Here is a 26,110-nt window from a genome sequence, read left to right as displayed (position 1 = left end):
TACAGAATTTTCTGCAGTTGTAGTGATATGATTAAAATATTTTATCCGTTGCTCATTGCCGTGTATTTGTTGATCAGGAAGCTTAAATAATCTCTTTCAACAGCGTTTTTAGGATATTTTTTCATGAATTCAGCATTGTCGACAAAAAGGAAATCGTAATGATCGTCAAAGTCATCCTTGTGAAGCCACATGACCTTGTCTCCTTTTTTTACATAATAAGATTTGATACCACCACCACCAAGCTGTGGATAGCCCATCATAGAAATAACTCCCGTTTCTTTAGCTCTCAGATTATTGATAATAGTTTTTAATTTTGGCTTTAAGAATAGCAAATTTGTTGGCGTAACGGGATAAAAATAGAAGACTGTGAAATTTAGCTTTTACAATTATTGTTAAATGCGTAATTTTAAGGAAATTTTTAGAAATGATATACGGTGTAGATGTTTTCACTTTCCATGATGTTCTGGAAATCTGTAAAAAGCCAAATAAAGCTAAACTTAATAAAGCAGCCAAAGAACAGATCCTAAAATCTCAGAAAAACGTTCAGAAAATAGTAGAGTCCGATAGATGTGTCTATGGCATCAATACAGGTTTCGGACCACTTTGCGATACTAAAATATCAGCTGACGAAACTGCCCAGCTGCAGTATAACCTTATTATTTCCCATGCAGTAGGTGTTGGAAAGCCTATTAATAAGGAGTTTTCAAAAATCATGATCATTGCTAAAGTTCATGCATTGTCTAAGGGATTTTCAGGAGTTTCCCTGGAAGTGATCGAAAGATTAATCCTGATGCTTGAAAAAGATATCATTCCTGTAGTCCCGGAGCAGGGTTCTGTAGGAGCATCCGGAGATCTGGCACCTCTTGCTCATCTTGTACTTCCATTGCTCGGATTGGGACAGGTTTGGGAAGGTGATGAAATCTTTGAAACAATGGACGTTTTAGAAAAACATGGTCTTGAACCCTTGGTTTTGGGTCCGAAAGAAGGTTTGGGACTGATCAACGGAACCCAGTTTATTCTGGCTCATGCAATCAAAGGTCTTGAGAAATTTGAATACTTACTGAACTTAGCAGATATGACTGCCGCGATGAGTATTGAAGCGTACAGAGGTTCTGAAAGTCCATTCAAAAAAGAGCTTCACGACATCAGACCTTTCGAGGGAAGTAAAAAAGTGGCGGCAAGAATGGTGAAGTTTTTAAAAGGTTCTGAAAACATGAAAGCGCACGAAGAATGTGAAAGAGTTCAGGATCCTTATTCTATGAGATGTGTGCCACAAGTGCACGGGGCCAGCAGAAATGCATTTGAACACCTTAAATTGATGGCTGAAACAGAACTGAATTCCGTAACAGACAACCCTATCGTATTAAGTGCTGAAGAATCTATTTCCGGAGGAAACTTCCACGGACAGCTGATGGCACTTCCTTTGGATTATGCTACGTTGGCTGCTGCTGAATTAGGAAATATTTCAGACAGAAGAAGTTATTTATTATTGGAAGGTAAATACGGGCTTCCAAGATTATTAACAGAAAGCTCAGGATTGAATTCAGGATTCATGATCCCGCAATATACCTCAGCAGCTCTCGTTACAGAAAATAAAACATTGTGTTTCCCTGCATCGGCAGATTCTATCCCTACAAGTTTAGGTCAGGAAGACCATGTTTCTATGGGAAGTATTTCCGGTAGAAAGTTCAATCAGGTTTTAGGAAATCTCGTCAACATTCTGTCGGTAGAATTAATGTTTGCCGCACAGGGATTAGAATTCAGAAGACCTTCTCAATGCTCGAAGATCATCGAAGAGAATTACGCTGTAATACGTTCTAAAGTTAAAAAACTGGAAGACGACAGATTGATCGGAAAAGATATGCTGGCAATTGCAGAGTTAATCAACGAAAGAAAATTCAACGTTGAAGTTTAGTTGGAGTAAAATGAAAAAACTAATCACTACAGTAAGCCTTTTAGTAGGAACACTTGTTTTCTCCCAGACATCAGAAGCTAAGGTTCGGGAGCTTATTAAAGTCATGGGTGCCGATAAAATGGCTATTTCGGGAATGCAGCAACAGATGCAGGAGATTAAGAAAAACTCTCCCAATATTTCGGATGAATTTTTTAATGAATTTGTAGCAGAAGTGACAACGGATAGAATCACTGAAGTTTATATTCCCATCTATGCTAAGTATTATACCGAATCAGAAATTGATGAACTTATCAAGTTCTATAAGTCTCCTGTTGGGAAAAAGACGATTTCCGTTTTACCGGACATTATGAAAGAAAGCATAGATGCAGGAGGGAAAATGGGAAGGGATATAGCGATTAAAGTGAAAGAAAAGCTCGATAAAAAGGCTGGTTATCAAAATCCACCACCACCGATGCCTGAAAAAAGTAAATAAAAACAAATAAATTCAAAGCTTCCTCTCACCGGGGAAGCTTTTCTATTATTTTAAATGTTTAAATTGTATTAAATTTTTAAATCAATACATAATGACTACAAAAAGAACTGATTCCTCAAACATCGACTTTCAGAATTTAGTCAGGCTCCTGGATGCCGATCTTGCAGTACGTGATGGGGAAGATCATGAATTTTATCACCAGTTCAATTCAATTGATATGCTTAAAAATTGTGTGGTAATTTACTCGGAAGATATTGCGGTGGGTTGCGGTGCTTTCAAACCTTTTTCTGAAGATACGGTAGAAATAAAAAGAATGTATACCCATACTGAAAGCAGGGGAAAAGGGTTTGCTTCAAAGATATTGGGTGAACTGGAAATCTGGGCGAAAGAAGAAGGATACAGCCAATGTGTTTTGGAAACAGGAATTAAACAACCGGAAGCCATTGCACTGTATGAAAAATCCGGTTACAAAAGAATTCCCAATTATGGACAGTATATCGGGGTTGACAACAGTGTCTGCTATGAAAAAGAAGTATAAACTTTTTTAAGATCAATACACCAATTGATATTCTTGTAATACTAAATTCATTTTTTCTAAGCTTTCAATTCACATCAAAGTGTTATATTGTGGTTCCAAACCATAAAAATAAAACTATGAAAAAAAGTGTACTGTACCTATTGGCACTCTTTTTTGTTTTGAATTCATGTAACAACAGAGATGACCTTCAAAACGAAAATCTTACCATTGAAAATGTTCAGAATGATCCTTTAACAGGGAAACAGATCAATGCAGAAATCAATAGCACGATCAAGAATACCGGTTCTTTCAACTGGAAAAATGCTTCCGACCATCTGCTCTGGAGTGCTATTTTCAGAGGAAACAGAATGGTATCCATCGGATTCGGATCTTCAAAAGATGATTTTGACAGAAGTCTTTCTCCGGATAATAAAAACATAGAAGCTGAAGTTTTAGGCCTTATAAAACAATATGAAGGCGTCGAACAGACGCGATTTCTCACCTCTTCAGATCAATATCTCAATCAGATAGATGTGATCATTGAAAAGCAGGAAACCATCACAGCGCTGAGAAAGATGAAAACCATTCGTTATGTGGAGCCGGGAGATTATCATTATTTTGAAATAGAAAACAGCCTTAATGCCAATGCAAAGTCCAGCGGTTCCTCATCAGGATGCGGATTTGAATCTACGGCTTTAAATGCTGCAGACTACACCACGACAGCTCCCAATGCCAGAGTTCCGTGGGCGTTTACCAAGCACAATATTCCAAATGCATGGAGCTACAGTACCGGAGCAGGCGTGACCATCGGACTTATTGATACCGGCGTTTCACCTGAGCAGACGTTATTGGGAAGCAATTTTAATACAGGAGCTTCTTCCGGAAGAACGATCAATAAATTTGGATCTTATGTGAATGGATCTACCACAGATGGTCCGGCTGACCAGTGTGGACACGGAACAAAAATGGCTTCTGTGATGGCTGCTCCAAAAAATAATGCAGGACTTCCGGTAGGAGTTGCATACAATGCCAATCTGATTACTTACCGTGCTGCCTCCAATGTAGTACTGGAAACAGCAAGCGAGCAAAACGGAGTTAAAACAGCATTTACAGATCTGGCTAATAATACCAGTGTGAAAATTATTTCCATGTCGATGGGGCACATTTTCTCTGTGGGAAAAATTGAAGATGGAGTAAAATATGCCTATTCCAAAGGAAAACTGATCTTTTGTGCAGGAGGAACTTCTACCAGCTTTACCAATTTCGTAGGCGTTATTTTCCCGGCAAGTATGTCTGAAACACAGGCTGTAACCGGAGTAAAAGAAGGAACTTCCAATCAGAAATGTGACGTGTGCCATTCCGGAAGCCAGATCGATTTTACTTTTCAGATGGAAAGAGCCAATGGAAATACAGTTCCGGTGTTAAGTTACTATAATAATCAGGCTGATTATGTAGGAGGTTCATCGGTAGCTACTGCTGCTACTGCGGGTATCGCTGCACTTGTTTGGTCGAAAAACCCATCATGGACAAGAGAACAGGTTCTGAATAAAATGAGACAGTCTGCCACCTATTATCCTACCGTCAATTCAAGCTATGGATACGGGAACATAAATGTTTTGCAAGCAGTACAATAATAAGTTTTAATAAAATCTAAAGGGGAATATCTCAGTCTCCCAGCTGATAATCCAGTGGAAGCATGTTTTCAATTTTGTTTTTTGAAAAATCGCCTTCATTGATGAGCTGGTCCGGATTGGTGATATTCCCTTCTTTTGAAACCTCAAATACCTCACCTTCCGGATGCAGAAAAGAGGTCAGTACGACAGGCATGTTACCTTTAATGAACTCCTTTCCTTTAAGCTCGTAGAAATATTTCTGATAATTGACCTGAAGCATATCCTTAAAACTGAAAAGAACCTTCCCGTCTTCTCTGGTTACATAATCTGAATCCGGAATAAGGGTTTTTACGATCGCCAGTGCGTAGGGCTTCTCGCTGTTCTTCCTTTGTGAAATATCACGGATATTGTCAGGAATGTTTACCATCGCTGAACTTCTTACGATTTGTTTAAAATCTTCCAGCAGTTTCAGTTCTTCTCCTGTAGGATATTTTGGGTTGGGTACTTTTACCACATGATTGACCACAAATTTATCCTGGGAGATCTTATTGTCGTAAATGCTTCTGAAAAAATGCAGCATACTTCCGTCGTAAGCATTCATTCGGTTAAGTTTTGTTCTATCCGTGTTTTTTGTTTCCGTGAAAAAGCTCGTTCCTGTATAATTGACTGAGTTTTTATTTAAATCAAGAGAATAGCTGATAAGATTGTATTGGATCTCATAGCCCAGATTTTTATTTTCGATGATTAAAGTATTGGGCGCTTTTACTTTCAGAAACCTATTCTTTTTGTCGTAGGAAAATTTCAGGGTCTTCTGATTTTTGATCTTTACATGTTCGCGGTCGGCACCTATAAAAGTGTCGAGAAAATAATTAATATAATTCCTGTAGGCTTCTGAAGTATACGGAATAAGCCTGATTTCTTCAATCGCATTGGTTTTATTCAAAACCACTTTCAGATTTTTATTCACAACCTCTGAAACAGCTGTTGCAAAAGTGTCATACTCATCCTTTTGGAAAATCACATTTCCCTGGCTTCCTGAAGAAATACTTAAGCTAAAACTTCCGTCCTCCTTTGAAATGGTTCCTGTTTGGGTGCCATCGATATAAATATTCACACCGGAAATCTTATTTCCGGAATCGTTCACAATATGCCCTTTAATGATCTGAGCCGTTATACTATAAAAAGGGAGTATAAATAAAAATAGTAATATCGCTTTTTTCATGGTAAAACAATATTACTAAATTTCTAGTGATAAAAAAAGAACAGCACCATTATCCGATCCTTACACTGGTCATGCTTAGTGATCCGCCAATCAGCTCATCATTAAATAAAGAAAGGTTTTCAGCCTGATCTTTTAATCCTAAGGTATATATCAGCGGAAGATAATGATCCGGTGTAGGAACTGCATATTGCAGGAATGTGCCTTGATTCTGGTAATCTATTATATTGTGGAAATTTCCATCCAGAAGCCAGTTGTTTGTCTTTTCTCTTGCTTCCACAGCCCAATCCCAGCCGGCGCCAACGGTGTCGATATTTTTCCAGTCGATCAGGCGAAGATTGTGTACAATATTTCCGCTTCCGATGATCAGGATACCTTTTTCTCGAAGTTTATTCAGCCTTTTGGCCAGATCAAAATGATATTGTGGTGGTTTTGTATAATCTATGCTTAACTGAATCACAGGGATGTCAGCTTCCGGATACATATGTTTGATGACCGACCATGCGCCGTGGTCAAGTCCCCAGTTGTGATCTTCCTCCACCAACACAGGAGCTAAAAGTTCAACGGTTTCTTTCGCCAGTTCCGGATTTCCCGGAGCAGGATATTGCACATCGAACAAAGCTTTTGGAAAACCACCGAAATCATGGATTGTTCTAGGCATATCCATCGCAGTGACAAAAGTTCCCTGCGTATACCAGTGTGCAGAAATACAAAGAATAGCATTAGGCTTTGGGATTTCCTGAGCCGCTTTTCTGAATCCCTGGACAAACTGGTTTTCTTCAATAGCATTCATCGGCGAACCGTGCCCAAGAAATAAAACAGGCATTCTTTGGGTATTTCCAAAATTGTTACTGATGTTTTGCAGATCGTTAAGATTCATAAATAAGGGGGAAATTAAAAAAAGGTTCAAGGCTTTTAGAAAAATACCTGAACCTTCTTATGTTGTGAATAGGATAATTTTTGTTTAAATGCTAAGTTGCCAAAAATTGACTCCTTACCGTTACACAAAAATTCCGTTTTATTATGCCTGTTTTACAAACTGTAATTCTCCGGCAATTTTTACTTCTTCGCTTACCATTACGCCCCCTGCTTCAAGAGCAGCGTTCCAGTTCAGTCCGAAATCTTTTCTGTTAATCTTTCCTTCAAAAGAAAAACCTGCCTTTGTATTTCCCCAAGGGTCAACGTTGATCCCACCGAAGTCTACATCTAAAGTGATAGGTTTTGTGATCCCATTAACCGTAAGATTTCCTGTTACTTTATTATTCAAAGCCTGAGATTCAAAGGTAATAGAAGGATGTTCCTCTGTATTGAAAAACTCTGCAGACTTTAAGTGATTATCTCTGTCTGTGTTATTCGTGAATACAGAATCAGTCTGGATCGTAGCAGTTGTTTTAGCGTTGCTAAATGTATCATCTTCAGATTCAATTTCAGCAGTGAATGTTCTGAAGTTTCCTTTAATATTTGAAATCATCATGTGTTTTACTTTGAAAGTAATTTCACTATGCGTTGGGTCTAGGTTCCATTTTGTTGCCATTGTATTGTATTTTTTGTTTGTTATTGATACTGCAAATTTAGGGTACATGACCTATACCAGTCATTGATTTAGGATAAGAAATGTTTTTTGTGTGAATGGCGAATTTTGCTACGCAAGTTAATGGTTGATTATTGGGGCTAGTAAAATTCACAATTCACTGTAGCTTTCATTTTCGTAGTGAATTTTGCTTCGCAAGTCAATGGTCAATCGTTAGCGGCTATAAAATTCACAATTCACTGTGGCTTTTATTTTAATGGTCAATTTCGCTTCACAAGTCAATAGTCAATTATTTGTGCTGGTAAAATTCACAATTAACGATTCACTGTAGCTTTCATTTAATGGCCAATTTTGCTTCGCAAGTCAATGGTCAATCATTGTTACGGGTAAAATATAGCCAACTATTTATACCATTAAGTTAAGAATTAATTTTTATCCATCTATTAATCCTATTTTATGAATGTTTTAATTTAACATTTATTAACGGATGGTATTTATTTCTTATTTTTGAGGGATTCAATTTTATACAATGAAATTACATAAATTTTCTTTATTGATGCTGGTTTTGGGCAGTTCTGCATTTGCGCAGACCCAAAAATTCACCATGGCGGAGGCAGTAAACGGACTGAGAACGAATCTTGCTGTGAAAAATATTTCCCAATTTTCATGGGCTCCGGACGGTAAATCTTATATCCAGGCTGTAAAAGGAGGGTATCTGATGACCGATCTTAAGACCAATAAGCAGGACACACTAGTATCTTTGACCCAATTGAACAAATCATTCTCTGATGCTAAACTGAAAGCAGTTCCTCAGATTAAGTTCATTAGTGGTTCAAACGGTTATTTTAGTGCAAATGACAAAATGTTCTGGATCGAAAAATCCGGAAACGACTGGAAAATAAAAACAACTACATCTGTCGATGGAAATGCTTCCAACATAAAAATGTTCGGAGATAACCAGACTTTTGCCTTTACCGTAAAGAATAATTTATTTGTCAACAAAAACGGGAAAACAATCGCTGTAACCAACGACTCTAATGAAAATATCATCAATGGAGGGGCAACGGTTCACAGAAACGAATTCGGAATTGATACAGGAATTTTCCCCGCTCCCAACTCTGAGGCGGTAGCATTTTACAGAATGGATCAGACGATGGTAGCAGATTACCCTGTTATTGACTGGTCGGTAACGCCAGCGGTCAACCACAACATCAAGTATCCGATGGCAGGTCAGAAATCCCACGAGGTAACTTTAGGTGTTTATAATATTAAAAATCAGTCGACCACTTTCCTGAAAATTGAAGGTGAAAAAGATCAGTATTTAACGGCAGTTACCTGGAGTCCGGATTCAAGATATATTTTCGTAGGCGTTCTGAACCGCGGACAGAATCATGTAAAAATGAATCAGTACGATGCAGCGACAGGAAATCTCATCAAAACTTTATTTGAAGAAACCAGCGACAAATATGTAGAGCCTCAGCATCCGCTTACCTTCTTCCCGAATTCCAATACAGATTTTATCTGGCAGAGTCAGAGAACAGGATACAACCATATGTTCCACTACAGCCTTGAAAAAGGACTGGTCGCTCAGATTACAAAAGGAGACTGGCTGGTAACCGATATTTTAGGCTTTAATGATAAGAAAAAGGAAATTTACTTCACTTCTACGAAAGAAACTCCTTTGGAAAAACATTTATACAAAATCAACTGGACGAACTTTAAAATGCAGCGTTTGGATGATGCAGCGGGAGTACATACAGGTGTACTGAGCAATGACGGAAATTATTTATACGATATCTATAGCAATGCAGGAACACCAAGGTCAGCCAATATTATTAATACAGGCACTGCAAAGTCAACCAATATTCTTACCGCTGAAAATACATTGAAAAATTATCAGAGACCTGAAATTAAAAATGTAGAATTAAAAGCTGATGACGGTACACCTCTTTATGGAAAGATCATTCTTCCTACAGATTTTGATGCCAGCAAAAAGTATCCGGTGATCGTTTACCTTTATAACGGGCCACACCTGCAGCTGGTGACCAATACATTCCCGGCATCCGGAAACCTTTGGTATGAATATATGGCTCAAAACGGTTACATTATTTTCACAATGGACGGAAGAGGTTCTTCGAACCGTGGACTGAAGTTCGAGCAGGCGGTCTTCAGAAATCTGGGAACAACAGAAATGAACGATCAGATGAAAGGAGTAGACTATTTAAAATCACTTCCTTACGTTGATGCTCAGAAAATGGGAATCCACGGATGGAGCTTTGGTGGATTTATGACCACAAGTTTCATGCTTCGTAAGCCGGATGTATTTAAAGTGGGCGTTGCAGGAGGACCGGTGATCGACTGGAAAATGTATGAAATCATGTACGGAGAAAGATATATGGATACACCGGAGGAAAACCCTCAGGGATATGCTACCGCTAATCTTTTGGATAAAGTTCAGAATTTAAAAGGAAAATTACTGATGATCCATGGTGCTCAGGATGATGTCGTGGTATGGCAGCATTCTATTAAGTTTATCAAGTCTGCGGTAGACAACGGAGTTCAGCTTGACTATTTTGTATATCCTGGACATCCGCATAATGTGATCGGAAAAGACAGGGTTCATCTGATGCAGAAAGTAACTGACTACTTTGATCAGTATCTGAAGAAATAACAATGAAATCCAGCTGCAAGGCTGGATTTTTTATTTAACAGAGAATATGTAAAGTGGATTAATCATAAAATTATCTGATAACACATTCCGTTGCTGATTCTTTTCAACTCTTGTAGTATCTGTGCAGGAAACCTGTCTTAAAGACAATGATCCTATCTTAACAAACATCAATGTTTTTCACCTTTTTCATCCGTAATTTTGTTAATCTAAAATCTAAAATCTAAAATCTAAAATCTAAAATCTAAAATATGGAATTAGGAATAGGAATGTTTGGTGACCTGGCTTTTGATCAGGCAACCGGAAAATATAGAGATGCAGGCGTAAAGATCCGTGAGATATTGGATCAGGTAAAATTAATGGATGAGGTAGGCATTGATGTTTTTGCAATGGGAGAACATCACCGTCCGGATTATGCAGTTTCTTCACCGGAAATGGTGCTGGCTGCTGCGGCAAGTATCACCAAAAATATAAAACTGGCAAGTGGAGTGACTGTTTTAAGTTCTTCAGAACCGGTAAAAGTATATGAGGATTTTTCAACCTTAGACCTGATATCAGACGGAAGAGCTGAAATATTCGTCGGAAGGGGAAGTTTTATCGAGTCATTTCCTTTGTACGGATATTCACTGAATGACTACGAAGAACTTTTTGATGAAAAACTGGAATTGCTTTTAAAAATCAATTCAGAAGAAAATGTAACCTGGTCAGGAAAGCTCCGTGCACCCATGCAAGACCAAACGGTTTATCCGAGAGCGAAAAATGATGGGAAACTGTCGATCTGGAGAGCAGTAGGAGGAACTCCGCAGTCTGTTTTAAGTGCTGCGAAATTAGGAATGCCTTTGGTGGTAGCCATTATTGGGGGAATGCCGGTACAGTTTAAAAATCTGGTAGAATTTTATAAACAGGAATATCAGAAAGCCGGGCATGATATGGATAAAATGCAGATCGCTATTCATTCTCACACTTTTGTAAGCGATGATCAGGCCGTTGTAGATGGGTATTTCAATAATTATAAATCCCAGATGGACCGAATCGGGGTAACAAGAGGTTGGGCTCCTTACACGAAAATGCAGTATGACGGTGGAAGAGGAAGAGAAGGCGCATTATTCATCGGAAATGCGACAGAAGTTGCTGATAAAATTGCCTATATGAAGGAGATTTTTGGAATCACAAGATTCATCGGGCATATGGACATTGGAGATCCTGCTCACGACATCATGATGAAATCCATTGAATTATTTGGAGAGAAAGTAAAACCGGTTATTCAAAATCTATAAAAAGAAACCTCCGTTGAATAAAAGCGGAGGTTTTTTTATGAACAAAATCCATTTTGTGTTGATCCTTCCAAAGGTTGATAATAAGCAATGGCCACTTGCGGATGGAATGCAAACATGAACGTTTCAAAACTAATTTTACCTGTGGCTCCGTGACTCACGAGATCCCTGCCATCAATAATATCAATCAGAAAAAGATCAGGTGTGTAAAAAGTAAGTCCTATTTTGTGTTTGGAAAGATCTTCAATATGAGAACTGATCAGATCCAGCTTAAAACTTTCATTAAACAACGGTTACTCAAATCTCTGAGAAAATCAGGAGTGCATCTTCACTTAAAGCTTCAAACTCCAGAGTTTCCAGTCCGTTAAGCAGAATTACATCTCTGCTCTCCATCAACCTGTTTTGAAATTCAAAAGCTCCGTTGATGAACATTTTTCTGTTGACCCGCTATCAGCATATACGGGGGAAGATTTCCATATCAACTTATAATATTCTACTTTTACAAAAAAATAGCAATGCACGAACCGTCCAAAGATCCATTACACGGAAAAAGACTCGATGCCATTCTCGAAGAACTGTTAGAATACTATGAAGGCTTTGAGAAACTTGGCGAGCAGATCAATATAAAATGCTTTACAGACAATCCAAGTATAAAGTCTTCACTGAAGTTTCTGAGAAAGACAGATTGGGCAAGAACGAAGGTGGAAAGTCTTTATCTCTATGTACTGAGACAGAAGAAGCGGGATGAATCAAAGAATCAAAAGTAAAAAACGATGATGCTTTAAGATTTTTGTTTTAACGTGATTTTCATAATCAATCATTTCAAAAATACTATCTTTGTGCCGTTAATCGTGAAAAAACATCACGAAAAAAAGAAAAAATATGACAATTGAAAACAACCATGTTGTAGCAGTAAGCTATATACTTCATACGATCGAAGAAGATGGAAGTAAGATTCTTGTAGAAGAAACAACAGCCGAAAATCCACTTACATTTTTATATGGTGTAGGAATGATGATTCCAAAATTTGAGCAAAATATCCTTGGCTTAACAGCTGGTGATAAAGCTGCTTTTATTATTCAGCCGGAAGAAGCTTACGGAGAGAAAGATCCGAATTCAATCACCCAATTGCCTATCGATATGTTTCAGGAAGCTGGAATTCCTCCTGTAGGAGCTATTTTACCATTATCCGATGGTCAGGGGAATAATTTCCAGGCATTCGTAGTAGACGTAACTCCTGAAGCAGTAATTGCAGATCTTAACCATCCAATGGCTGGAAAAGTTTTAGATTTCCAGGTGGAAATTGTAAACACACGTCCTGCGACAGAAGAAGAATTGGCACATGGTCACGCTCACGGTGTTGACGGAACAGATGCTCACTAAAAACGATAATGAATGTCCGAATTTTTTTCGGACATTTTTTTTATTCTAAAAATTCTCCACTCACATAAAACCAACGGTTTTGAATCATTTTGAATTTTGATAATTCGTGATGAACTTCTTTATCTCCTTCCTCGTTGGTATAAAAGGCTTTAAATTCAACCTTGCTTACGGAAGGGGTTGCTACAATTTCCAGCCTGGTCCACTTATTAATTTCACCCCATTCCTGAAGATCTTCTCTATTGTGAAATTTCCTTTTTGCCGGATAGGTAGTTTCCATCAGGTATTCTCCGTTCGGAATCGCGAATGCAGAAAACCGGGAACGCATCAAAGCTTCCGCCGTAGGAGCATGCCTTTCTCCTGTATGGTAAGGCTTACAGCATTCTTCATAAGATTTTCCTGAACAGCAGGGACATTCCATATTTTTCAATTTTTTTTGAACGACAAAAATAAACCTTTTATCAATAGAAATAAGCTTAGCTCTTGTATCCATAAAAAAAGAAGCACTCTTTCGAATGCTTCTCTGTAAAATTTATTTTATAAAGCCTCTGTTTCTCAATAAAGGTTTGATATCCGGATCGTGTCCTGTAAAATCTCTGAATGCCTGGTTCAGGTCTACAGAATTTCCTACGGAAAGAATATATTTTCTGAAACGGTCACCATTTTCTCTTGTCAGACCTCCATTGTTTTTGATCCATTCCCATGCATCATTATCAAGGGTTTCAGACCATAGGTAAGCATAATATCCTGCAGAGTATCCTCCACCCCAGATGTGGGCAAAATAAGGCGTGTGATATCTTGGAGGTACGGTAGCCAAAGTAAATCCGTGGCTGGCTAATGATTGCTTTTCAAAATCCAGAACCGGAATGAGCTGACTTTCGTTGGTTACTGTATGCCAGTCCATATCCAGAGCTGCTGCAGAAACAAGTTCTGTCGTCATATATCCCTGGTTGAAAGTGGATGCCTTTTTTATTTTTTCAACGAGAGCCTGAGGAATCGGCTGCTTCGTTTCGTAGTGGATCGCATAATTTTTAAGAACAATAGGATCTAAAGCCCAGTGCTCATTGATCTGCGACGGGAATTCCACAAAGTCTCTCGGAACACTTGTTCCTGAAAGCGATGGGTATTTCTGGCTTGCAAACATACCATGGATAGAATGTCCAAACTCATGGAACATTGTAGAAACATCATCATAGCTGATCAACGATGGTTTTCCCGGAGCCGGTTTCTGATAGTTATAACAGTTGACGATAACAGGTTTTGTTCCTAAAAGATAAGACTGCTCAACAAAGTTACTCATCCAAGCACCACCATTTTTAGAATCTCTGGTATAGAAATCAAGATAATAGATGGCAATAGACTTTCCGTCGTGATCAAAAACCTCGTAGGTTACTACATCAGGGTGATAAACCGGAAGATCAGTTCTCTTTTTAAAAGTAAGTCCGTAGAACTTTTCAGCGGCATAGAAAACACCTTTTTCCAAAACAGTAGTTACTTCAAAATAAGGTTTGATCTGGTTTTCATCAAGATCATACTTGGCTTTTCTTACCTGTTCTGCATAGAAATTCCAGTCCCATGGCTCTACTTTGAAACCACCTTTTTGCTGGTCGATCAGATCCTGAATATCTTTGGCTTCCCGTCTTGCCGTTTCTACTGCCGGGGTAGCAATCTGGTTCATTAGTTTCGTTGCTGCCGCCGGCGTTTTGGCCATCTGATCCTGAAGTTTCCATTCAGCGAAGCTTGCTTTTCCCAAAGTCTGAGCTTTTTTAAGTCTTAGCTTGGCTAATTTTTCAATCGTTTCACGGGTATCGTTTCCGTCTCCTTTTTCAGCTCTAAGCCATGATGCCTTGAACAGTTTTTCTCTGGTAGCTCTGTTTTTCAGATTCTGAAGAAGAGGCTGCTGAGTTGTGTTTTGAAGAGCAAGAAGATATTTTCCCGGCTGGCCTGCCGTTTTAGCATCGGTGGCTGCTGCTTCGATCTCATCAGCAGAAAGTCCATCCAGTTCCTTTGCATCAGAGAAAAATACGCCTCCCTGTTTTCTTGCTTCCAATAGTTTATTGGCATATTGCGTAGAAAGTGATGCCAGTTCCTGATTGATCTGCTTTAGTTTTTCTTTGTCAGCTGATGAAAGATTAGCTCCTGCAATTTCAAAGTTCTGTTTGTAAAATTGGACAAGTTTTTTACCTTCCGCATCAAGACCGTCTTCTTTGATTGATTTGATTCTTTTATATAAATTTTCGTTCAGGTACATTTTATCGGAATGGGCTGCAAAAATAGGAGCATATTCCTCGTCTAAAGCCTGAAGGGTAGGGTTGGTGTTCGCGCTTGTAAGATTAGAAAATACGATAGTGGCTCTTTTGAGAACTTCACCACTTTTTTCCAAAGCAACAATTGTATTTTCAAAAGTGGGAGCTTCCGGATTATTGGCAATTTTCAGGATTTCAGCATCGTGCTGTTTCAATCCAAAATCGAAAGCAGGTTTGAAATGTTCATTTTTAATTTTATCGAATTCCGGAGCTTCATACTGAAGCTTGCTTTTCTTCATAAAAGGATTTGAAGATAAGGATGGATCGGTAACAGGAACCTCCTGTTGAGTATCGGTTTTCTTCATTGTAGTACAAGATTGGTTAAGTGCCAGCGCAGAAATTAACAATACCGATGAAATATTTTTCATAAATTAGTTGTTATTAAAGTATAAAGATATTAAAAACTTAATTTATAAACATAGTAAACATGAAATCAACAACTCTTTTTATGTTGTCAGCCTTCGCGCTGATGGCATCATGTAACGAAAGACATGATAAAAGAAACAACGACAATAATAATGATAATGGCTGGGTTGACAAGGTGATCGATAAGGATAACGGCCCGGTTAAAGAGAAAACATTCAACGGTGATTTTGACGAAATAGAAGTTTCCCAGGCGATTGATGCTGAGGTCATTAAATCTGACGTAGAGAAAGTGGTTATTTCCGCACCAGAAAATATCATCAACGAAATTCTTGTGGACAACGACGGCGGAAAGCTTCATATCCATTACAAAAAAGGGATCAGAGTGATGAACAGCCATCATGTAAAAGCTAAAATCTACACAAAAGATTTCTCAAAAATTATAGCTAATTCTGCAGCAAGCATTACCATAAAAGATAAATTCACACAGGAAAAAGTTAGCATTGATCTATCCAGTGCAGCCAGCGTGACAGGAGATCTGGAAGCCAATGATTTCGATATCTCTGCGGGAAGCAGCAGCAGTTTCAGTGGTAAAATATGGGCTGTAGATCTTGATATTGAAGCATCTTCGGCGGCAAGTCTTGATATTTCTGGGAAGAGCAAAAATGCTGATATCACTTCTTCATCAGGCAGCAGTGTATCAGCGAAAGATCTCATTGTAGACCATCTGAAAGCGGATGCCTCCAGTGGTGCAAGCCTTCAGGTAAGCGCTGTTGATTCAGTAGATGCCGAAGCTTCTTCCGGTGGAAGTGTGGATGTTTCTAAAAAAGGAGAACTTAAAAACGTAACCAAGCAGGAAAGTAGTGGCGGCAGCGTCAGTATTCAATAAATCAATCTGGAGTTTCCTCGTCATTATCATCATCTACTGACGAGGATCCTTCCCAGTCTCTGTTATCAAAATTAAGATTATCAAAAGCCAATAATTCCTCCTCACGCTGGAGGATTTCTTTTGTGGTAAAAGATAAGATCTCGTCATCACCTTTTGCTTTGGCCAATCTTCGGATGGAAGCTTTGTCTATTGCCATAAATCGTTGACCAAGACGTCTTGCCGCATATTTTCTCATCCCGGTCTCATGAAGAACATCTACCGCCATATCTACGGCAGTTCCTAATGTTTCCCGGTAAATATTTTCAATACCGTTGTTGAGGTAGTCATAGGCGTCGATTCTGTTTTTAGCCCTTACAAAAATTTGCACCTTCGGATAATGTTCCCGGACCAGATCTGCAATGAATTTATTATCATTCCGGTCATCAAGACATAAAACTAAAATTTCAGCATCTTCAATTCCCGCAGCTCTTAAAATAGGAATTCGGGTAGCATCACCGTAATACACTTTAAAACCATGACTTCTCAGAATTTTTACCCGGTCAGAATCTCTGTCCAGAACGGTTGCTGAGATTTTATTTGCTTTTAAAAGACGTCCTACTGTACTTCCGAAATGCCCGAAACCAACAATAATGATCTTCTTTTGGCTTACATCATTGTCCAGAATATTGAAATCATTCTCTTCATCAGGTATTTCTCTTATAAATTTGGGAGTAATGAATTTGTCGTTAATAATTAGAAGGATAGGAGTGATACACATCGTTATCGCCGTAACAGCCATCATTTGTGCATTAAGTTCAGGCGTTAAAAGATAAAGATCCGACGCATAATTGATCAGGACAAATGCAAATTCCCCTACCTGAGAAAGAGCAAAAGCATAAAATAAACTTTGTGGCGTATCAATTTTGAAAAACTTTCCGATGGCATAAAGCACCACAAATTTTACTGCAAGTACTGCAAAAACAGTAGAGAAGATAAACAGAGGATCCTGCTGAATAATATTAAAATTAATAGTGGAGCCTACACTGACAAAGAATACAGCTAAAAGAAGTCCCTTAAAAGGATTGATCTGTGCTTCAAGTTCATGCCTGAATTCACTGTTGGCAAGCATGACTCCGGCAAGGAAAGCTCCCAAGGCAGGTGAAAGGCCTATGGCAGCCATAAGCTCCGAAACCCCTATGACAAGGAATAAAGAAGAAGCGGTTAGGAGTTCTGTCATTCCCGACTTTGAAACATATCTTAAAAACGGTACGAATACATATCTTCCCAGCAAAATTAGAATAGCAACGCCTAAAATAACGGTTCCGGCCTGAAGCCATTCCGGAAGTTTCTGAATGATAATCTGAATTTCGTTATCCTGATGACTCGCTTTATAATTGGCAATGATTGGCAGGATAGCAAGAATAGGGATCACCGCAATATCCTGAAACAAAAGGGTAGAGAAAGAAGCTTCTCCAGCCATGGTTTTAAAGTTGTTTTTTTCCTGTAAAGTCTGCAATACAATAGCAGTAGAAGAGAGTGCGAAACACATCGCAATGGCAATCGCTTTATCTATTCTCCATCCTGCACTGATGAAAACCAGAAAAAGGAGTGAAATAGAAAGCAGCATCTGCGTAAGCCCAAGACCCATTATTTTTTTCCGCATTTCCCAGAATTTACGGGGTTCCAGTTCCAGTCCTACCAAAAAAAGAAGCATGATCACTCCAAACTCACTGGCATGCATAATATCATTAACATCTTTTCCAGTAAGCCGAAGAACATAAGGCCCGATGATGATACCGCCTAAAATATATCCGATCACTGAACTCAGTCCAAATTTTCTCGCCAGCGGAACCATGATAATGGCTACACCTAAGAAAATTAATGTATTCATTGCTAAGCTGGACTCCATAGGCTATTGATTGAGTAGTTGTGTAAATTCTTTTTTACGTAAAATAATATCTTTTTTGCTCAGTTTATGGGCTTCGTAAACGATCTTGATATGTTTGATATCAGCTTTGAAAACCTTTAAAGAGACAATCAGCCCGCTGATCAGCTCTTCCACCGTATATTGATACGTTCCGTTTTTGCTGAAAGATCTTTCTTTTCCTCCTGTTGTAATCAGAATGTAGATCTCTTTGCCTTCAAGTGGATTGGTTTCACCTTCCCGCAGCCAGTCTCTGTCAAAAACTTCATCGATCCACAATCTTAATAAGGGAGGCATTCCGAACCAAATGAGCGGAAACTGAAAGATAAAACGGTCATAATTCCTTAATCTTTTTCGCTCCCTGAAGGCCGCAATATGAAAATCCGGATATTCCTCGTAAAGATCTCTGAGGGTAAAATGCTGGTGACGGACATAGAAATTAATGAGCTCTACATTGGAGTTAGAGTGCTCTAAATAGGGATGTGCAAAAACTACCAGCGTCTTTTTCATAAACCTGTTTTCAGTAAATATAATGAAAAATTATTGGATAAAAGACGGTTTTTAGGTAGTTTTGTTAACTTTTTAATAGGTGAAGTTGAATTTAGTGTTACAATAAACTAAAGAAACGATTAGATTTTAGCATTTTAAATAAAAAAATCGGGCAGTATGCCCGATTATATTAAAAGTCGTTATTTTTTTACCATCCGCCGGAAGCCCCTCCGCCACCGAAGCTTCCTCCGCCGCCGAAACCGCCGAATCCACCTCCGCCACCAGAACTTCCACCACCAAAGCCACCGCCTCCTCCAAAGCTGCCCGGAAAAGGGAAGAATCCGCCTGGATAATTTCTGCGTCCTCTTCTGGTGATGATCACATCATCGTCATCATTATTGCCGCCACCACGTCCTCCGCCTCTACCCCCGAAGAGAAAGGCCAGAATGATAAAGATGACAAAGGCAATCAGAATAATTTTAAATGCACTTCCATTGCCTGAAGGTGCTGAGGTTTCCGTAGGTTTGAATTTCCCCTGAACTGCCTCCATAATAGCTGAAGTGCCCCTGTTGATCCCTTCGTACCACTGTCCCTGTCTGAAATTGGGAGTGACGATATAGTCAAGGATCTGTCCCGCCACAGAAGCGGTAAGATACTGTTCCACGGCCCGTCCCTGCTGGATGGACATGGTCCTGTCTTCTGTAGCAATAAGGAAAACGACCCCGTTATCTACTCCCTTTTTTCCGATTTTCCATTGCTCACCGAACATGGTTGCGAGAAAGTTCACATCTTCCCCTTTTGTGGAACGAATAATGATCACTTCAATTTCCGTGGAAGTAGAGTCTGCAAATTTGATCAGCTTATTGTTCAGCTCGTCTTTTTGCTGTTGAGTAAGCAATCCTGCTTCATCAAACACAGGATATAAAACCGCCGGCTTTTGGGGAATCGTATACTGTGCTGATACAAAAGTGTAAAAGCAGAGGAGTAAAAATGAAAATAACAGTTTAAGAGAACGTAATTTCATTAGAGAGCTGATTGGGATTTTTTCCCTGAACAGGAAAATATTTTTTTAATTCGAGACCCGTTTCCAGGATGCCGCTTTTTAAAGCTTTATAATAATTTCCTTTCGCAAATTCAGCAGTAATATAGTCGTGGAGGTGATCCCAATACGACTGGTGTACCCTTTCATGGATTCCGATGTCACCAATGATGGTAAGATATTTCTGTTCGAAATTCACATGAAAAAGCACCGCATTTCTGTCAACAGTTTTATTCATACAGAGTTCCCTGAAAACTTCAAATGCAGTGTTTGCATTCTTGTTTTCCGTGTTCGAGTCAATATGTACTCTGATCTCGCCTGTAGAATGTTCTTCTGCCGACTGTATCGCTTCCACCAGGGAAGTGATTTGCTGATTTGTCAGAAAACGATTCATTATTTAAATACTTCAGGTGCTTTTTCTGCACCGGCTTCAGCCTTGAAGAAAGGTTTCTCTTTAAAGTTGGTAAAGTTGGCCAGAATATTATTCGGGAACGTTTTGATCGTAGTATTGTAATCTTTAGCAGCGTCATTATAGTAAACCGTTTCGGTTCTGATGCTGTTTTCAATTGCCGTAAACTCTCTCTGGAAATTGATGTACTGCTGGTCCGCTTTTAAATTTGGATAAGATTCCACAACCGCCATTAATCTGCTTAATGCTCCGGATAATTCTCCCTGTGCAGACTGGAATTTCGCCAGATCAGCTTCTGTCATATTCGTAGGGTCGATTTGGATGGAAGTCGCTTTAGAGCGTGCTTCAACAACTTTCGTTAAGGTTTCCTGTTCAAATTTTGAATACGATTTAACCGTTCTTTCAAGGTTTGGAATAAGGTTAGCCCTTTTTTGATAGACCGTTTCGATATTAGACCATTTGGAATTGACGTTCTGTTCTTTTGAAACAAAATTATTATAACCGTTTTTCCCCCAAAAGAATAGTACACCTACAATGATAAGCAGAGCAATACCGATAGTTCCTGCGCTCAGGCAGCCTTTATTTTTCATAGTTTATTTTTTTTAATTTTTTGTGCTGATCAAATATACAAATTATGTGCTAATTTTGTAAAAAATTATTAGAATGACAACAATAGTGGTGGCAATGGGAGAGAAGAATGAGATCGGTTTTGACAACAAACTGCTCTGGCATCTTCCTACAGACCTGAAACACTTTAAAGATCTGACTTCCGGACATCCTATCATCATGGGACGAAAAACCTATGAAAGCATTGGAAAGGCGTTACCTAACCGTACAAATATTGTTATTTCCAGAAAGAAAAACTGGTTTGAAGAAGGAATTTTAATTGTAGGAAGCATCAAAGAGGCTTTGAAATTTGCCAAAAAGATTGATGAAAATATCTTCATCATCGGGGGCGGAAAAATTTATGAGCAGACGATCGATATGGCTGACAAATTGGAAGTCACTTTGGTAAAAGCCGATCTTGAAGCTGATACTTTCTTCCCTAAGATCGACATGGCGATCTGGAAAAAAACGGAAGAGACCTGCCATGAAAAAGATGAAAAAAATCAATACGATTTTTGTTTTCAGACTTTTGAAAGAATCAAGACTCAGTAGTTATGAAAATTCTAACTTCTTACCTCTAGCTTCTAACCTGTAAATTTTCTATCTTTGCACTCTTAAAATTGAATAATGAATAAGTACATAAAAATTGTAATTGCAGCAGTTCTTATACTTCTAGGACTTTATATGATGATTTTCACAAGAAATCTAGGCTGGGGAATTGTAGTTTTCCTTCTTGCAGCACTGCCTGTTTTACTTTTCATCAAAAACGAATATATCCTTCTTGCCTTCTGGCAGCTGAGAAAACAAAATATGGAAAAAGCCGCAAAATGGTTAAATGGGATCACCAATTACCAGGCGCAGCTTCATAAATCACAGTATGGGTATTTCCACTATTTGTTGGGACTTACCCAGGCTCAGGAACATCCAGCGAAAGTAGAACCTCTGATGAAAAAAGCTTTGGAGTATGGCTTGAATATGAAACATGACCGAGCTATGGCTACATTAAATCTTGCTGCAGTAGCCATTTCCAAAGGAAGAAGACAGGAAGGGCAAAAGCTTCTGGAAGAGGCTAAAAGATTAGACAGTGCAGGAATGATGGCGGATCAGATTAAAATGATGAAAGATCAGCTTAAAATGCCTTCTATGCAGAAGCATATGCACAACCCGAATATGAGACAGAGAGGGAAATCCTTCTAAGAAAATATATACAAACAACGAAAGCACCTGATGGGGTGCTTTTTTTATTTTGTAAACGGTAAATAGAGTGTTTACATTTCAGAATTCTGATCATATCCATAAAACTTAGGCATCTGCCAATGGTATTTTACGGCAAGCGTTCTGATGGCCACAATCAATAAAATCGTAAAGATTTGTATGAAGGTGTACGAAAGTGGAATTAATTTAGTCATTAAAAGAAAGGCAGATCCTCCAACGATACATGCCGTAGCATAGATTTCTTTCCTGAAGATCAGCGGAATTCTGTTCAGGAGAATGTCCCGTATAATCCCTCCAAAGCAGCCTGTGATGGTTCCCAGTGCGATACAGATCAGCGGGTGAATATCGGCATGAAGTCCTTTCTGAACTCCGATAATAGTAAACAGTCCCAGTCCGAAACTGTCAAAAATAAATAAAGTCACCTTGAAGTTTTTTTCAATAGACTTGAAAATCATCGCAAAAATACTTGTTCCCAGAATGAGGGCACAGGTAAGAAGATCGTGCATCCAGAATACCGGAATATCAAGCAATAAGTCCCTTACCGTTCCTCCTCCAACAGAAGTAACGAACGCAATAATCAGTACCCCGAAAGGATCAAGGCGTTTCTGCATAGCCGCAAAACTCCCGGACATGGCAAAGGAAATCGTTCCGAGTACTTCTATGGCAAAATTGAACTGTTCGTGCATATATTTATGAGTAATAGGTAATGGGCAATGAGTAATAAAAATTAGGCCATTTAAAGTTGGGATAATCTAAATTTATATTTAGTCATAACCTCTACAAGTTCTTCACATTCTGATTTTAAATGTATTATTTTTTCAGGACTTAGATATTCCAGTTCTTCAATGATTTCAAGCCAAAGTTGAGTCTCATCAATTTCTTCTACAACAATGCAGAGTTTCGCAAATTTTTCCTTTTCAGATCTTGCTCTTGAAACAGCTCTGTAATTTGCTGCCACTGAAGTGGAAGATCTTATGATTTGCTTTCTTATGACCGAAACATCATCTGAATAAGGTAATGATGAGAGATTTAATCAAAAGAATGGAAAAGTTTTTAGTTCTTTCCCAAATTACTCATTACCTATTACTCATTACTTATTTTTTTACCCTAACAGAGTCTGGAACCAGCAGTTCATATTCTCCGTCATGGTTGATGATCTCTCTTACAATGCTGCTGCTGATGAAAGATTTTCCTGATGAAGTTAATAAAAATACAGTTTCCAGCTTTTTGTGGGCCAAAGTCCGGTTGGTATGAGCAATGGCTTTCTCAAATTCAAAATCGGCAGGGTTTCTTAAGCCTCTCAGAATGTACTGAGCATTCTTTTCGAAACAGTAGTCTACCGTTAACCCTTCAAAAAAGTCAACTTCCACATTGGGAAATTCTGCCACAGAATTTTGAATAAATTCCATCCTTTTTTCCATCGGAAACATATATTTTTTTTGGGAATTCTGCCCGATGGCAATAATCAGTTTGTCAAAAAGCGGAGCCGCTCTTTCAATAATATCATAATGTCCCAGAGTAATAGGATCAAAAGATCCGGGGAAAACAGCAATTTTCATATCCTAGTTGTTTTCGTTTGATTTTTCGTAGAACAGCTTTAAATTTTCAATATTTAAGCTGCAGTTATTATTTAGAACCTGATTGGAAGAAAGATTTAATATTAAGTCATTTCTTCCTATTATTTTTGAATTTTTATAAAGCTTTTCAATAGGATGCAAATTAATGATGCCTTCAAAATTTCCGCTTTCATTTTTTTTTACAATTCCGGAAAATAATATAGTGTTATCCAAAGAAAGAATCTCAAAATAGTTGGGAACCTTTTCATTGTTTATAACTACATCTCTTTTTTTGATATAGTTAAAGCATTTTTTTTCATCCAAGTAGATGGCGTCATCAGAAAAATTGATATTCTTAGGCTCCAGCCCGCTCTTGGAAATATCTAACTCAAGTGTTTTTGTATACTTCTGAGCAAATGTAACAAGAGGAATTAATAATAAAATAGAAAATAACTTTACCATTACTTATGAATTGCTTTTTCTACTTCGTTTCCACACAGATCCATGATGGAGATTCCATAATGTCTTGCCTGTTGCGGAAGAATGCTGGCAGGGGAGAATCCTGGATTGGTATTCATTTCAAGCATATAAGGAATGCCGTCCATAAGGATAAATTCACTTCTTGAGAAACCGCTCATTCCAAGAGAATTGTAAGCTCTTTTTGAAATTTCTTCCACTCTGATTCTGGTGGCATCGTCAATTCTTGCCGGGGTAATTTCTTCTGATGCTCCTTCATATTTAGCTTCATAATCGAAGAATTCATTCGTAGGGACAATTTCAGTAATCCCTAAAACCAGGGTTTCACCTTTGAAATCAATAACACCTACGGAAACTTCCATTCCGTCCAGAAAGCTCTCAATAAGAATTTCATCATCTTCTTTAAAGGCAATTTCAGTAGCCGCGATCAGTTCCGACTGCTCTTTAACTTTAGAAATCCCAAGAGAGGATCCTGACTGGTTGGGTTTAACGAAGACCGGAAGGCCAAGACTTTCAACGATTTCATCAGCATTAATCTCTTCTCCTTTTCTTAGATAAATACTTTTAGCAGAAGGAATTCCATATTTTGACAACACCGCCAAGGTGTCTTTTTTATTAAAGGTCAAAGCACTTTGATAGAAATCACAACCTGTATATTTTTGTCCTATGGCATCCCAATAGGCCTGAAGAATTCCATTTTCACCCGGTGTTCCGTGGATAATATTGAAACAGACATCAAATTTCAGGGTTTCATTATCATCTAATGTCACTGAAAAATCTCCGCGGTTGATTTCATATTTTTTATCATTATCCCCTAAAAAATACCATTCATCTTTAAGGATGACCACTTTATATACATTATAAAGATTTCTGTCCAGAGAATCGTAGATCAACTGACCGCTTTTTAAGGAAACGACATATTCGTCTGAATAGCCTCCCATGACAACGGCAACACTTTTTTTGCTCATAACCATTATAGTATCAATTAAAGCAAATTTAATCATTTTATGTAATGCAATAAGGGAAATTCAGAAATTTTAAAATTGAAAATGAATTGTGTTAAATAAAAGTACATTTAAAATTATTAGCTATATTTGCCGTTATAATTAAAGTATTTTTAAGTATGCTTAAATCACTTTTCAATTGGAAAGTTTTACTGAATTTAGTAGTCGCCATCGGTGTTTTTGTGGGATTGGTGTGGCTTACTTTCCGTTGGTTGGAGTATCATACCAATCACGGTCAGGAAATTCCCGTGCCCAATGTCATCAATAAATCTGTTTATGATGCCGTAAAAATATTGGAAGATACAGGACTGGAATATGAAGTAGACAGTGCGGAGTACAATCCTAAATATAAGCCTTTTCAGGTTTTAAAGATGCATCCTATATCCAGTTCGAGGGTAAAACCGGGATCGCTGGTAAGAATTGTAGTCAACCCAAGAACCTGGGCTCCTATTACTGTTCCTGATGTGATCAACCGATATTCGGGGCTGGCTTTCCAGAGACTGGATCAGGTGGGCCTTAAGATCGGAGACACTATTTATGAACCAAGTATTCAGAAAGATGCTCTTTTAAGAGTATTATATAAAGGTAATGCTGTTAATCCGGGATCACGTCTTCCGAGATTCTCTGTCATTGATGTGGTTGTAGGATCAGGACCTATGAGGAATATTTCAATTCCTAGTGTCGTAGGACTTACCGTAAAAGAAGCAAGGGCAGTGATCTCGAAAAGTATGTTTGAGATAGGATTGGTAGAACATGAAGATGGAAGTAAAGATGAATCTGATATTATTTATTATCAGGATCCGGCTTCCGGAGATGTAAGAGATCAGGGAATGCAGATCGATCTTTGGGCAAGTAAAAGAACACCTGCTGAGCTTAGAGCAAAAGTAGAACAGCTGAACTCTATTTATCGTATGAAGGTGGATACTTCATTGCCTCCGGTACATTATGATGAAGTTCCCAACCATGTGGAACCCAATTACGATCCACCTGTAGCAGCACCTGTACCTAAAAAAGAAATTCCAAAATCTGAACCGGCCAAAACGGAACCGGCCAAAACCAGTACAGCTGCTGGGGCTAAACCTGCCGGAACCGGAGCTGAAAAACCTAAAACTACTGCAACAGGTAGTCAGGGTTCAGGAAATAAGACGGCGACTTCTGGAAATACAGCACAACAGCCAGCTCAAAAACCAAAAGCTAAAAAAGTAGTAGTAGAATAATAACGGTTTATGATATAAAATATAGGCTTCAACTGCAAAATGTTGGGG

30 protein-coding genes are annotated in these 26,110 nt (G+C 38.5%); 12 read left to right on the top strand and 18 right to left on the bottom strand.

From position 1 onward, the window contains the following. Positions 1–41 precede the first annotated feature (41 nt). Positions 42–332, bottom strand: a complete 291-nt coding sequence (locus EG346_RS02750; RefSeq protein WP_181876110.1) for a hypothetical protein — start codon at positions 330–332, stop codon at positions 42–44. A gap of 92 nt (positions 333–424) precedes the next feature. Here EG346_RS02750 and hutH point away from each other — a divergent pair, with 92 nt between their 5' ends. The 4 genes from hutH (at position 425) to EG346_RS02730 (ending at position 4,538) form a co-directional block, all read left to right on the top strand. Then, positions 425–1,915: a histidine ammonia-lyase gene (hutH, locus tag EG346_RS02745; RefSeq protein WP_123876930.1), complete on the top strand. Its 1,491-nt coding sequence runs from the start codon at positions 425–427 to the stop codon at positions 1,913–1,915. A gap of 10 nt (positions 1,916–1,925) precedes the next feature. Next, a complete protein-coding gene (locus EG346_RS02740; protein WP_123876929.1) occupies positions 1,926–2,387 on the top strand; it encodes a DUF2059 domain-containing protein in 462 nt (153 codons plus the stop codon). A 91-nt stretch (positions 2,388–2,478) separates the two neighbouring features. Further along, positions 2,479–2,925, top strand: coding sequence for a GNAT family N-acetyltransferase (locus EG346_RS02735; RefSeq protein ID WP_123876928.1), 447 nt, complete (start codon positions 2,479–2,481; stop codon positions 2,923–2,925). Positions 2,926–3,041: 116 nt separating this feature from the next. Beyond that, entirely contained in the window at positions 3,042–4,538 is a 1,497-nt protein-coding gene (locus EG346_RS02730) for a S8 family peptidase (RefSeq protein WP_123876927.1), read from the top strand. Between the two features lie 31 nt (positions 4,539–4,569). On the opposite strand, the gene EG346_RS02725 is transcribed toward EG346_RS02730, so the two are convergent. The 3 genes from EG346_RS02725 to EG346_RS02715 form a co-directional block, all read right to left on the bottom strand. Then, positions 4,570–5,739 carry a carboxypeptidase-like regulatory domain-containing protein gene (locus EG346_RS02725; protein WP_123876926.1) on the bottom strand — a complete coding sequence of 390 codons (1,170 nt, stop codon included), beginning with the start codon at positions 5,737–5,739 and terminating at the stop codon, positions 4,570–4,572. A 49-nt stretch (positions 5,740–5,788) separates the two neighbouring features. After that, on the bottom strand, positions 5,789–6,616 hold the full coding sequence (gene ygiD, locus EG346_RS02720) for a 4,5-DOPA-extradiol-dioxygenase (RefSeq protein WP_123876925.1): 828 nt from the start codon (positions 6,614–6,616) through the stop codon (positions 5,789–5,791). Between the two features lie 141 nt (positions 6,617–6,757). After that, positions 6,758–7,270 carry a YceI family protein gene (locus EG346_RS02715; RefSeq protein ID WP_073332078.1) on the bottom strand — a complete coding sequence of 171 codons (513 nt, stop codon included), beginning with the start codon at positions 7,268–7,270 and terminating at the stop codon, positions 6,758–6,760. Between the two features lie 526 nt (positions 7,271–7,796). Between EG346_RS02715 and EG346_RS02710 the strand changes: the two genes are divergently transcribed. Continuing rightward, the gene (locus EG346_RS02710) at positions 7,797–9,938 is read left to right on the top strand and encodes a S9 family peptidase (protein WP_123876924.1); all 2,142 of its coding nucleotides are present in this window, start codon (positions 7,797–7,799) and stop codon (positions 9,936–9,938) included. Between the two features lie 248 nt (positions 9,939–10,186). Next, the gene (locus EG346_RS02705; protein ID WP_123876923.1) at positions 10,187–11,212 is read left to right on the top strand and encodes an LLM class flavin-dependent oxidoreductase; all 1,026 of its coding nucleotides are present in this window, start codon (positions 10,187–10,189) and stop codon (positions 11,210–11,212) included. 35 nt (positions 11,213–11,247) lie between these two features. Here the strand turns inward: EG346_RS02705 and EG346_RS02700 are convergent, their stop codons facing one another. After that, a complete protein-coding gene (locus EG346_RS02700) occupies positions 11,248–11,499 on the bottom strand; it encodes a hypothetical protein (RefSeq protein WP_123876922.1) in 252 nt (83 codons plus the stop codon). Positions 11,500–11,506: 7 nt separating this feature from the next. Beyond that, positions 11,507–11,641: a hypothetical protein gene (locus EG346_RS25290; protein ID WP_262511631.1), complete on the bottom strand. Its 135-nt coding sequence runs from the start codon at positions 11,639–11,641 to the stop codon at positions 11,507–11,509. Between the two features lie 83 nt (positions 11,642–11,724). Here EG346_RS25290 and EG346_RS02695 point away from each other — a divergent pair, with 83 nt between their 5' ends. Further along, positions 11,725–11,976, top strand: coding sequence for a VF530 family protein (locus tag EG346_RS02695; RefSeq protein WP_073332069.1), 252 nt, complete (start codon positions 11,725–11,727; stop codon positions 11,974–11,976). Positions 11,977–12,091: 115 nt separating this feature from the next. Beyond that, positions 12,092–12,592: an FKBP-type peptidyl-prolyl cis-trans isomerase gene (locus tag EG346_RS02690; protein ID WP_073332067.1), complete on the top strand. Its 501-nt coding sequence runs from the start codon at positions 12,092–12,094 to the stop codon at positions 12,590–12,592. Positions 12,593–12,632: 40 nt separating this feature from the next. Here EG346_RS02690 and EG346_RS02685 read toward each other — a convergent pair whose 3' ends face one another. Further along, positions 12,633–13,010, bottom strand: a complete 378-nt coding sequence (locus tag EG346_RS02685; RefSeq protein ID WP_073332066.1) for a YchJ family protein — start codon at positions 13,008–13,010, stop codon at positions 12,633–12,635. Positions 13,011–13,121: 111 nt separating this feature from the next. Next, positions 13,122–15,263: a M3 family metallopeptidase gene (locus tag EG346_RS02680; RefSeq protein WP_123876921.1), complete on the bottom strand. Its 2,142-nt coding sequence runs from the start codon at positions 15,261–15,263 to the stop codon at positions 13,122–13,124. Positions 15,264–15,322: 59 nt separating this feature from the next. On the opposite strand from EG346_RS02680, the gene EG346_RS02675 reads away from it, so the two are divergent. After that, on the top strand, positions 15,323–16,147 hold the full coding sequence (locus tag EG346_RS02675) for a head GIN domain-containing protein (RefSeq protein WP_123876920.1): 825 nt from the start codon (positions 15,323–15,325) through the stop codon (positions 16,145–16,147). Between the two features lies 1 nt (position 16,148). Here EG346_RS02675 and EG346_RS02670 read toward each other — a convergent pair whose 3' ends face one another. The 5 genes from EG346_RS02670 to EG346_RS02650 all read right to left on the bottom strand — a co-directional run bounded on the left by EG346_RS02670 (position 16,149) and on the right by EG346_RS02650 (position 20,577). Further along, positions 16,149–18,035 carry a monovalent cation:proton antiporter-2 (CPA2) family protein gene (locus EG346_RS02670; protein ID WP_073332060.1) on the bottom strand — a complete coding sequence of 629 codons (1,887 nt, stop codon included), beginning with the start codon at positions 18,033–18,035 and terminating at the stop codon, positions 16,149–16,151. Positions 18,036–18,038: 3 nt separating this feature from the next. Continuing rightward, positions 18,039–18,560, bottom strand: a complete 522-nt coding sequence (locus EG346_RS02665; RefSeq protein ID WP_123876919.1) for an NAD(P)H-dependent oxidoreductase — start codon at positions 18,558–18,560, stop codon at positions 18,039–18,041. Positions 18,561–18,747: 187 nt separating this feature from the next. Further along, positions 18,748–19,563: a TPM domain-containing protein gene (locus EG346_RS02660; RefSeq protein ID WP_123876918.1), complete on the bottom strand. Its 816-nt coding sequence runs from the start codon at positions 19,561–19,563 to the stop codon at positions 18,748–18,750. Then, the gene (locus EG346_RS02655) at positions 19,544–19,972 is read right to left on the bottom strand and encodes a TPM domain-containing protein (protein ID WP_181876109.1); all 429 of its coding nucleotides are present in this window, start codon (positions 19,970–19,972) and stop codon (positions 19,544–19,546) included. The genes EG346_RS02660 and EG346_RS02655 overlap by 20 nt, the downstream gene beginning before the upstream one ends. After that, positions 19,972–20,577, bottom strand: a complete 606-nt coding sequence (locus tag EG346_RS02650; protein ID WP_073332050.1) for a LemA family protein — start codon at positions 20,575–20,577, stop codon at positions 19,972–19,974. The genes EG346_RS02655 and EG346_RS02650 overlap by 1 nt, the downstream gene beginning before the upstream one ends. Positions 20,578–20,650: 73 nt before the next feature. On the opposite strand from EG346_RS02650, the gene EG346_RS02645 reads away from it, so the two are divergent. Then, positions 20,651–21,145 carry a dihydrofolate reductase gene (locus tag EG346_RS02645; protein ID WP_123876916.1) on the top strand — a complete coding sequence of 165 codons (495 nt, stop codon included), beginning with the start codon at positions 20,651–20,653 and terminating at the stop codon, positions 21,143–21,145. Positions 21,146–21,220: 75 nt separating this feature from the next. Beyond that, complete coding sequence (locus EG346_RS02640; RefSeq protein ID WP_073332045.1) at positions 21,221–21,790, top strand: hypothetical protein; 570 nt, start codon at positions 21,221–21,223, stop codon at positions 21,788–21,790. Positions 21,791–21,861: 71 nt separating this feature from the next. On the opposite strand, the gene EG346_RS02635 is transcribed toward EG346_RS02640, so the two are convergent. The 5 genes from EG346_RS02635 to EG346_RS02615 all read right to left on the bottom strand — a co-directional run bounded on the left by EG346_RS02635 (position 21,862) and on the right by EG346_RS02615 (position 24,809). Continuing rightward, complete coding sequence (locus EG346_RS02635) at positions 21,862–22,494, bottom strand: trimeric intracellular cation channel family protein (RefSeq protein WP_073332042.1); 633 nt, start codon at positions 22,492–22,494, stop codon at positions 21,862–21,864. Between the two features lie 50 nt (positions 22,495–22,544). Next, positions 22,545–22,784, bottom strand: coding sequence for a four helix bundle protein (locus EG346_RS02630; RefSeq protein WP_262511666.1), 240 nt, complete (start codon positions 22,782–22,784; stop codon positions 22,545–22,547). A gap of 118 nt (positions 22,785–22,902) precedes the next feature. Beyond that, positions 22,903–23,367 carry a pantetheine-phosphate adenylyltransferase gene (coaD, locus tag EG346_RS02625; RefSeq protein ID WP_073332040.1) on the bottom strand — a complete coding sequence of 155 codons (465 nt, stop codon included), beginning with the start codon at positions 23,365–23,367 and terminating at the stop codon, positions 22,903–22,905. A 3-nt stretch (positions 23,368–23,370) separates the two neighbouring features. Next, the gene (locus EG346_RS02620) at positions 23,371–23,826 is read right to left on the bottom strand and encodes a hypothetical protein (protein WP_123876915.1); all 456 of its coding nucleotides are present in this window, start codon (positions 23,824–23,826) and stop codon (positions 23,371–23,373) included. Further along, a complete protein-coding gene (locus EG346_RS02615; protein ID WP_123876914.1) occupies positions 23,826–24,809 on the bottom strand; it encodes a D-alanine--D-alanine ligase in 984 nt (327 codons plus the stop codon). Before EG346_RS02615 ends, EG346_RS02620 begins: the two co-directional genes overlap by 1 nt. 155 nt (positions 24,810–24,964) lie before the next feature. On the opposite strand from EG346_RS02615, the gene EG346_RS02610 reads away from it, so the two are divergent. Continuing rightward, positions 24,965–26,062 carry a PASTA domain-containing protein gene (locus tag EG346_RS02610; RefSeq protein WP_123876913.1) on the top strand — a complete coding sequence of 366 codons (1,098 nt, stop codon included), beginning with the start codon at positions 24,965–24,967 and terminating at the stop codon, positions 26,060–26,062. Positions 26,063–26,110: the final 48 nt, after the last annotated feature.

Origin of the sequence: Chryseobacterium carnipullorum (assembly GCF_003815695.1) — a bacterium.
GTDB lineage: Bacteria > Bacteroidota > Bacteroidia > Flavobacteriales > Weeksellaceae > Chryseobacterium > Chryseobacterium carnipullorum.
Note: the sequence above shows the minus strand (reverse complement) of the source record. Positions and strands in the feature narration are given on the sequence as shown.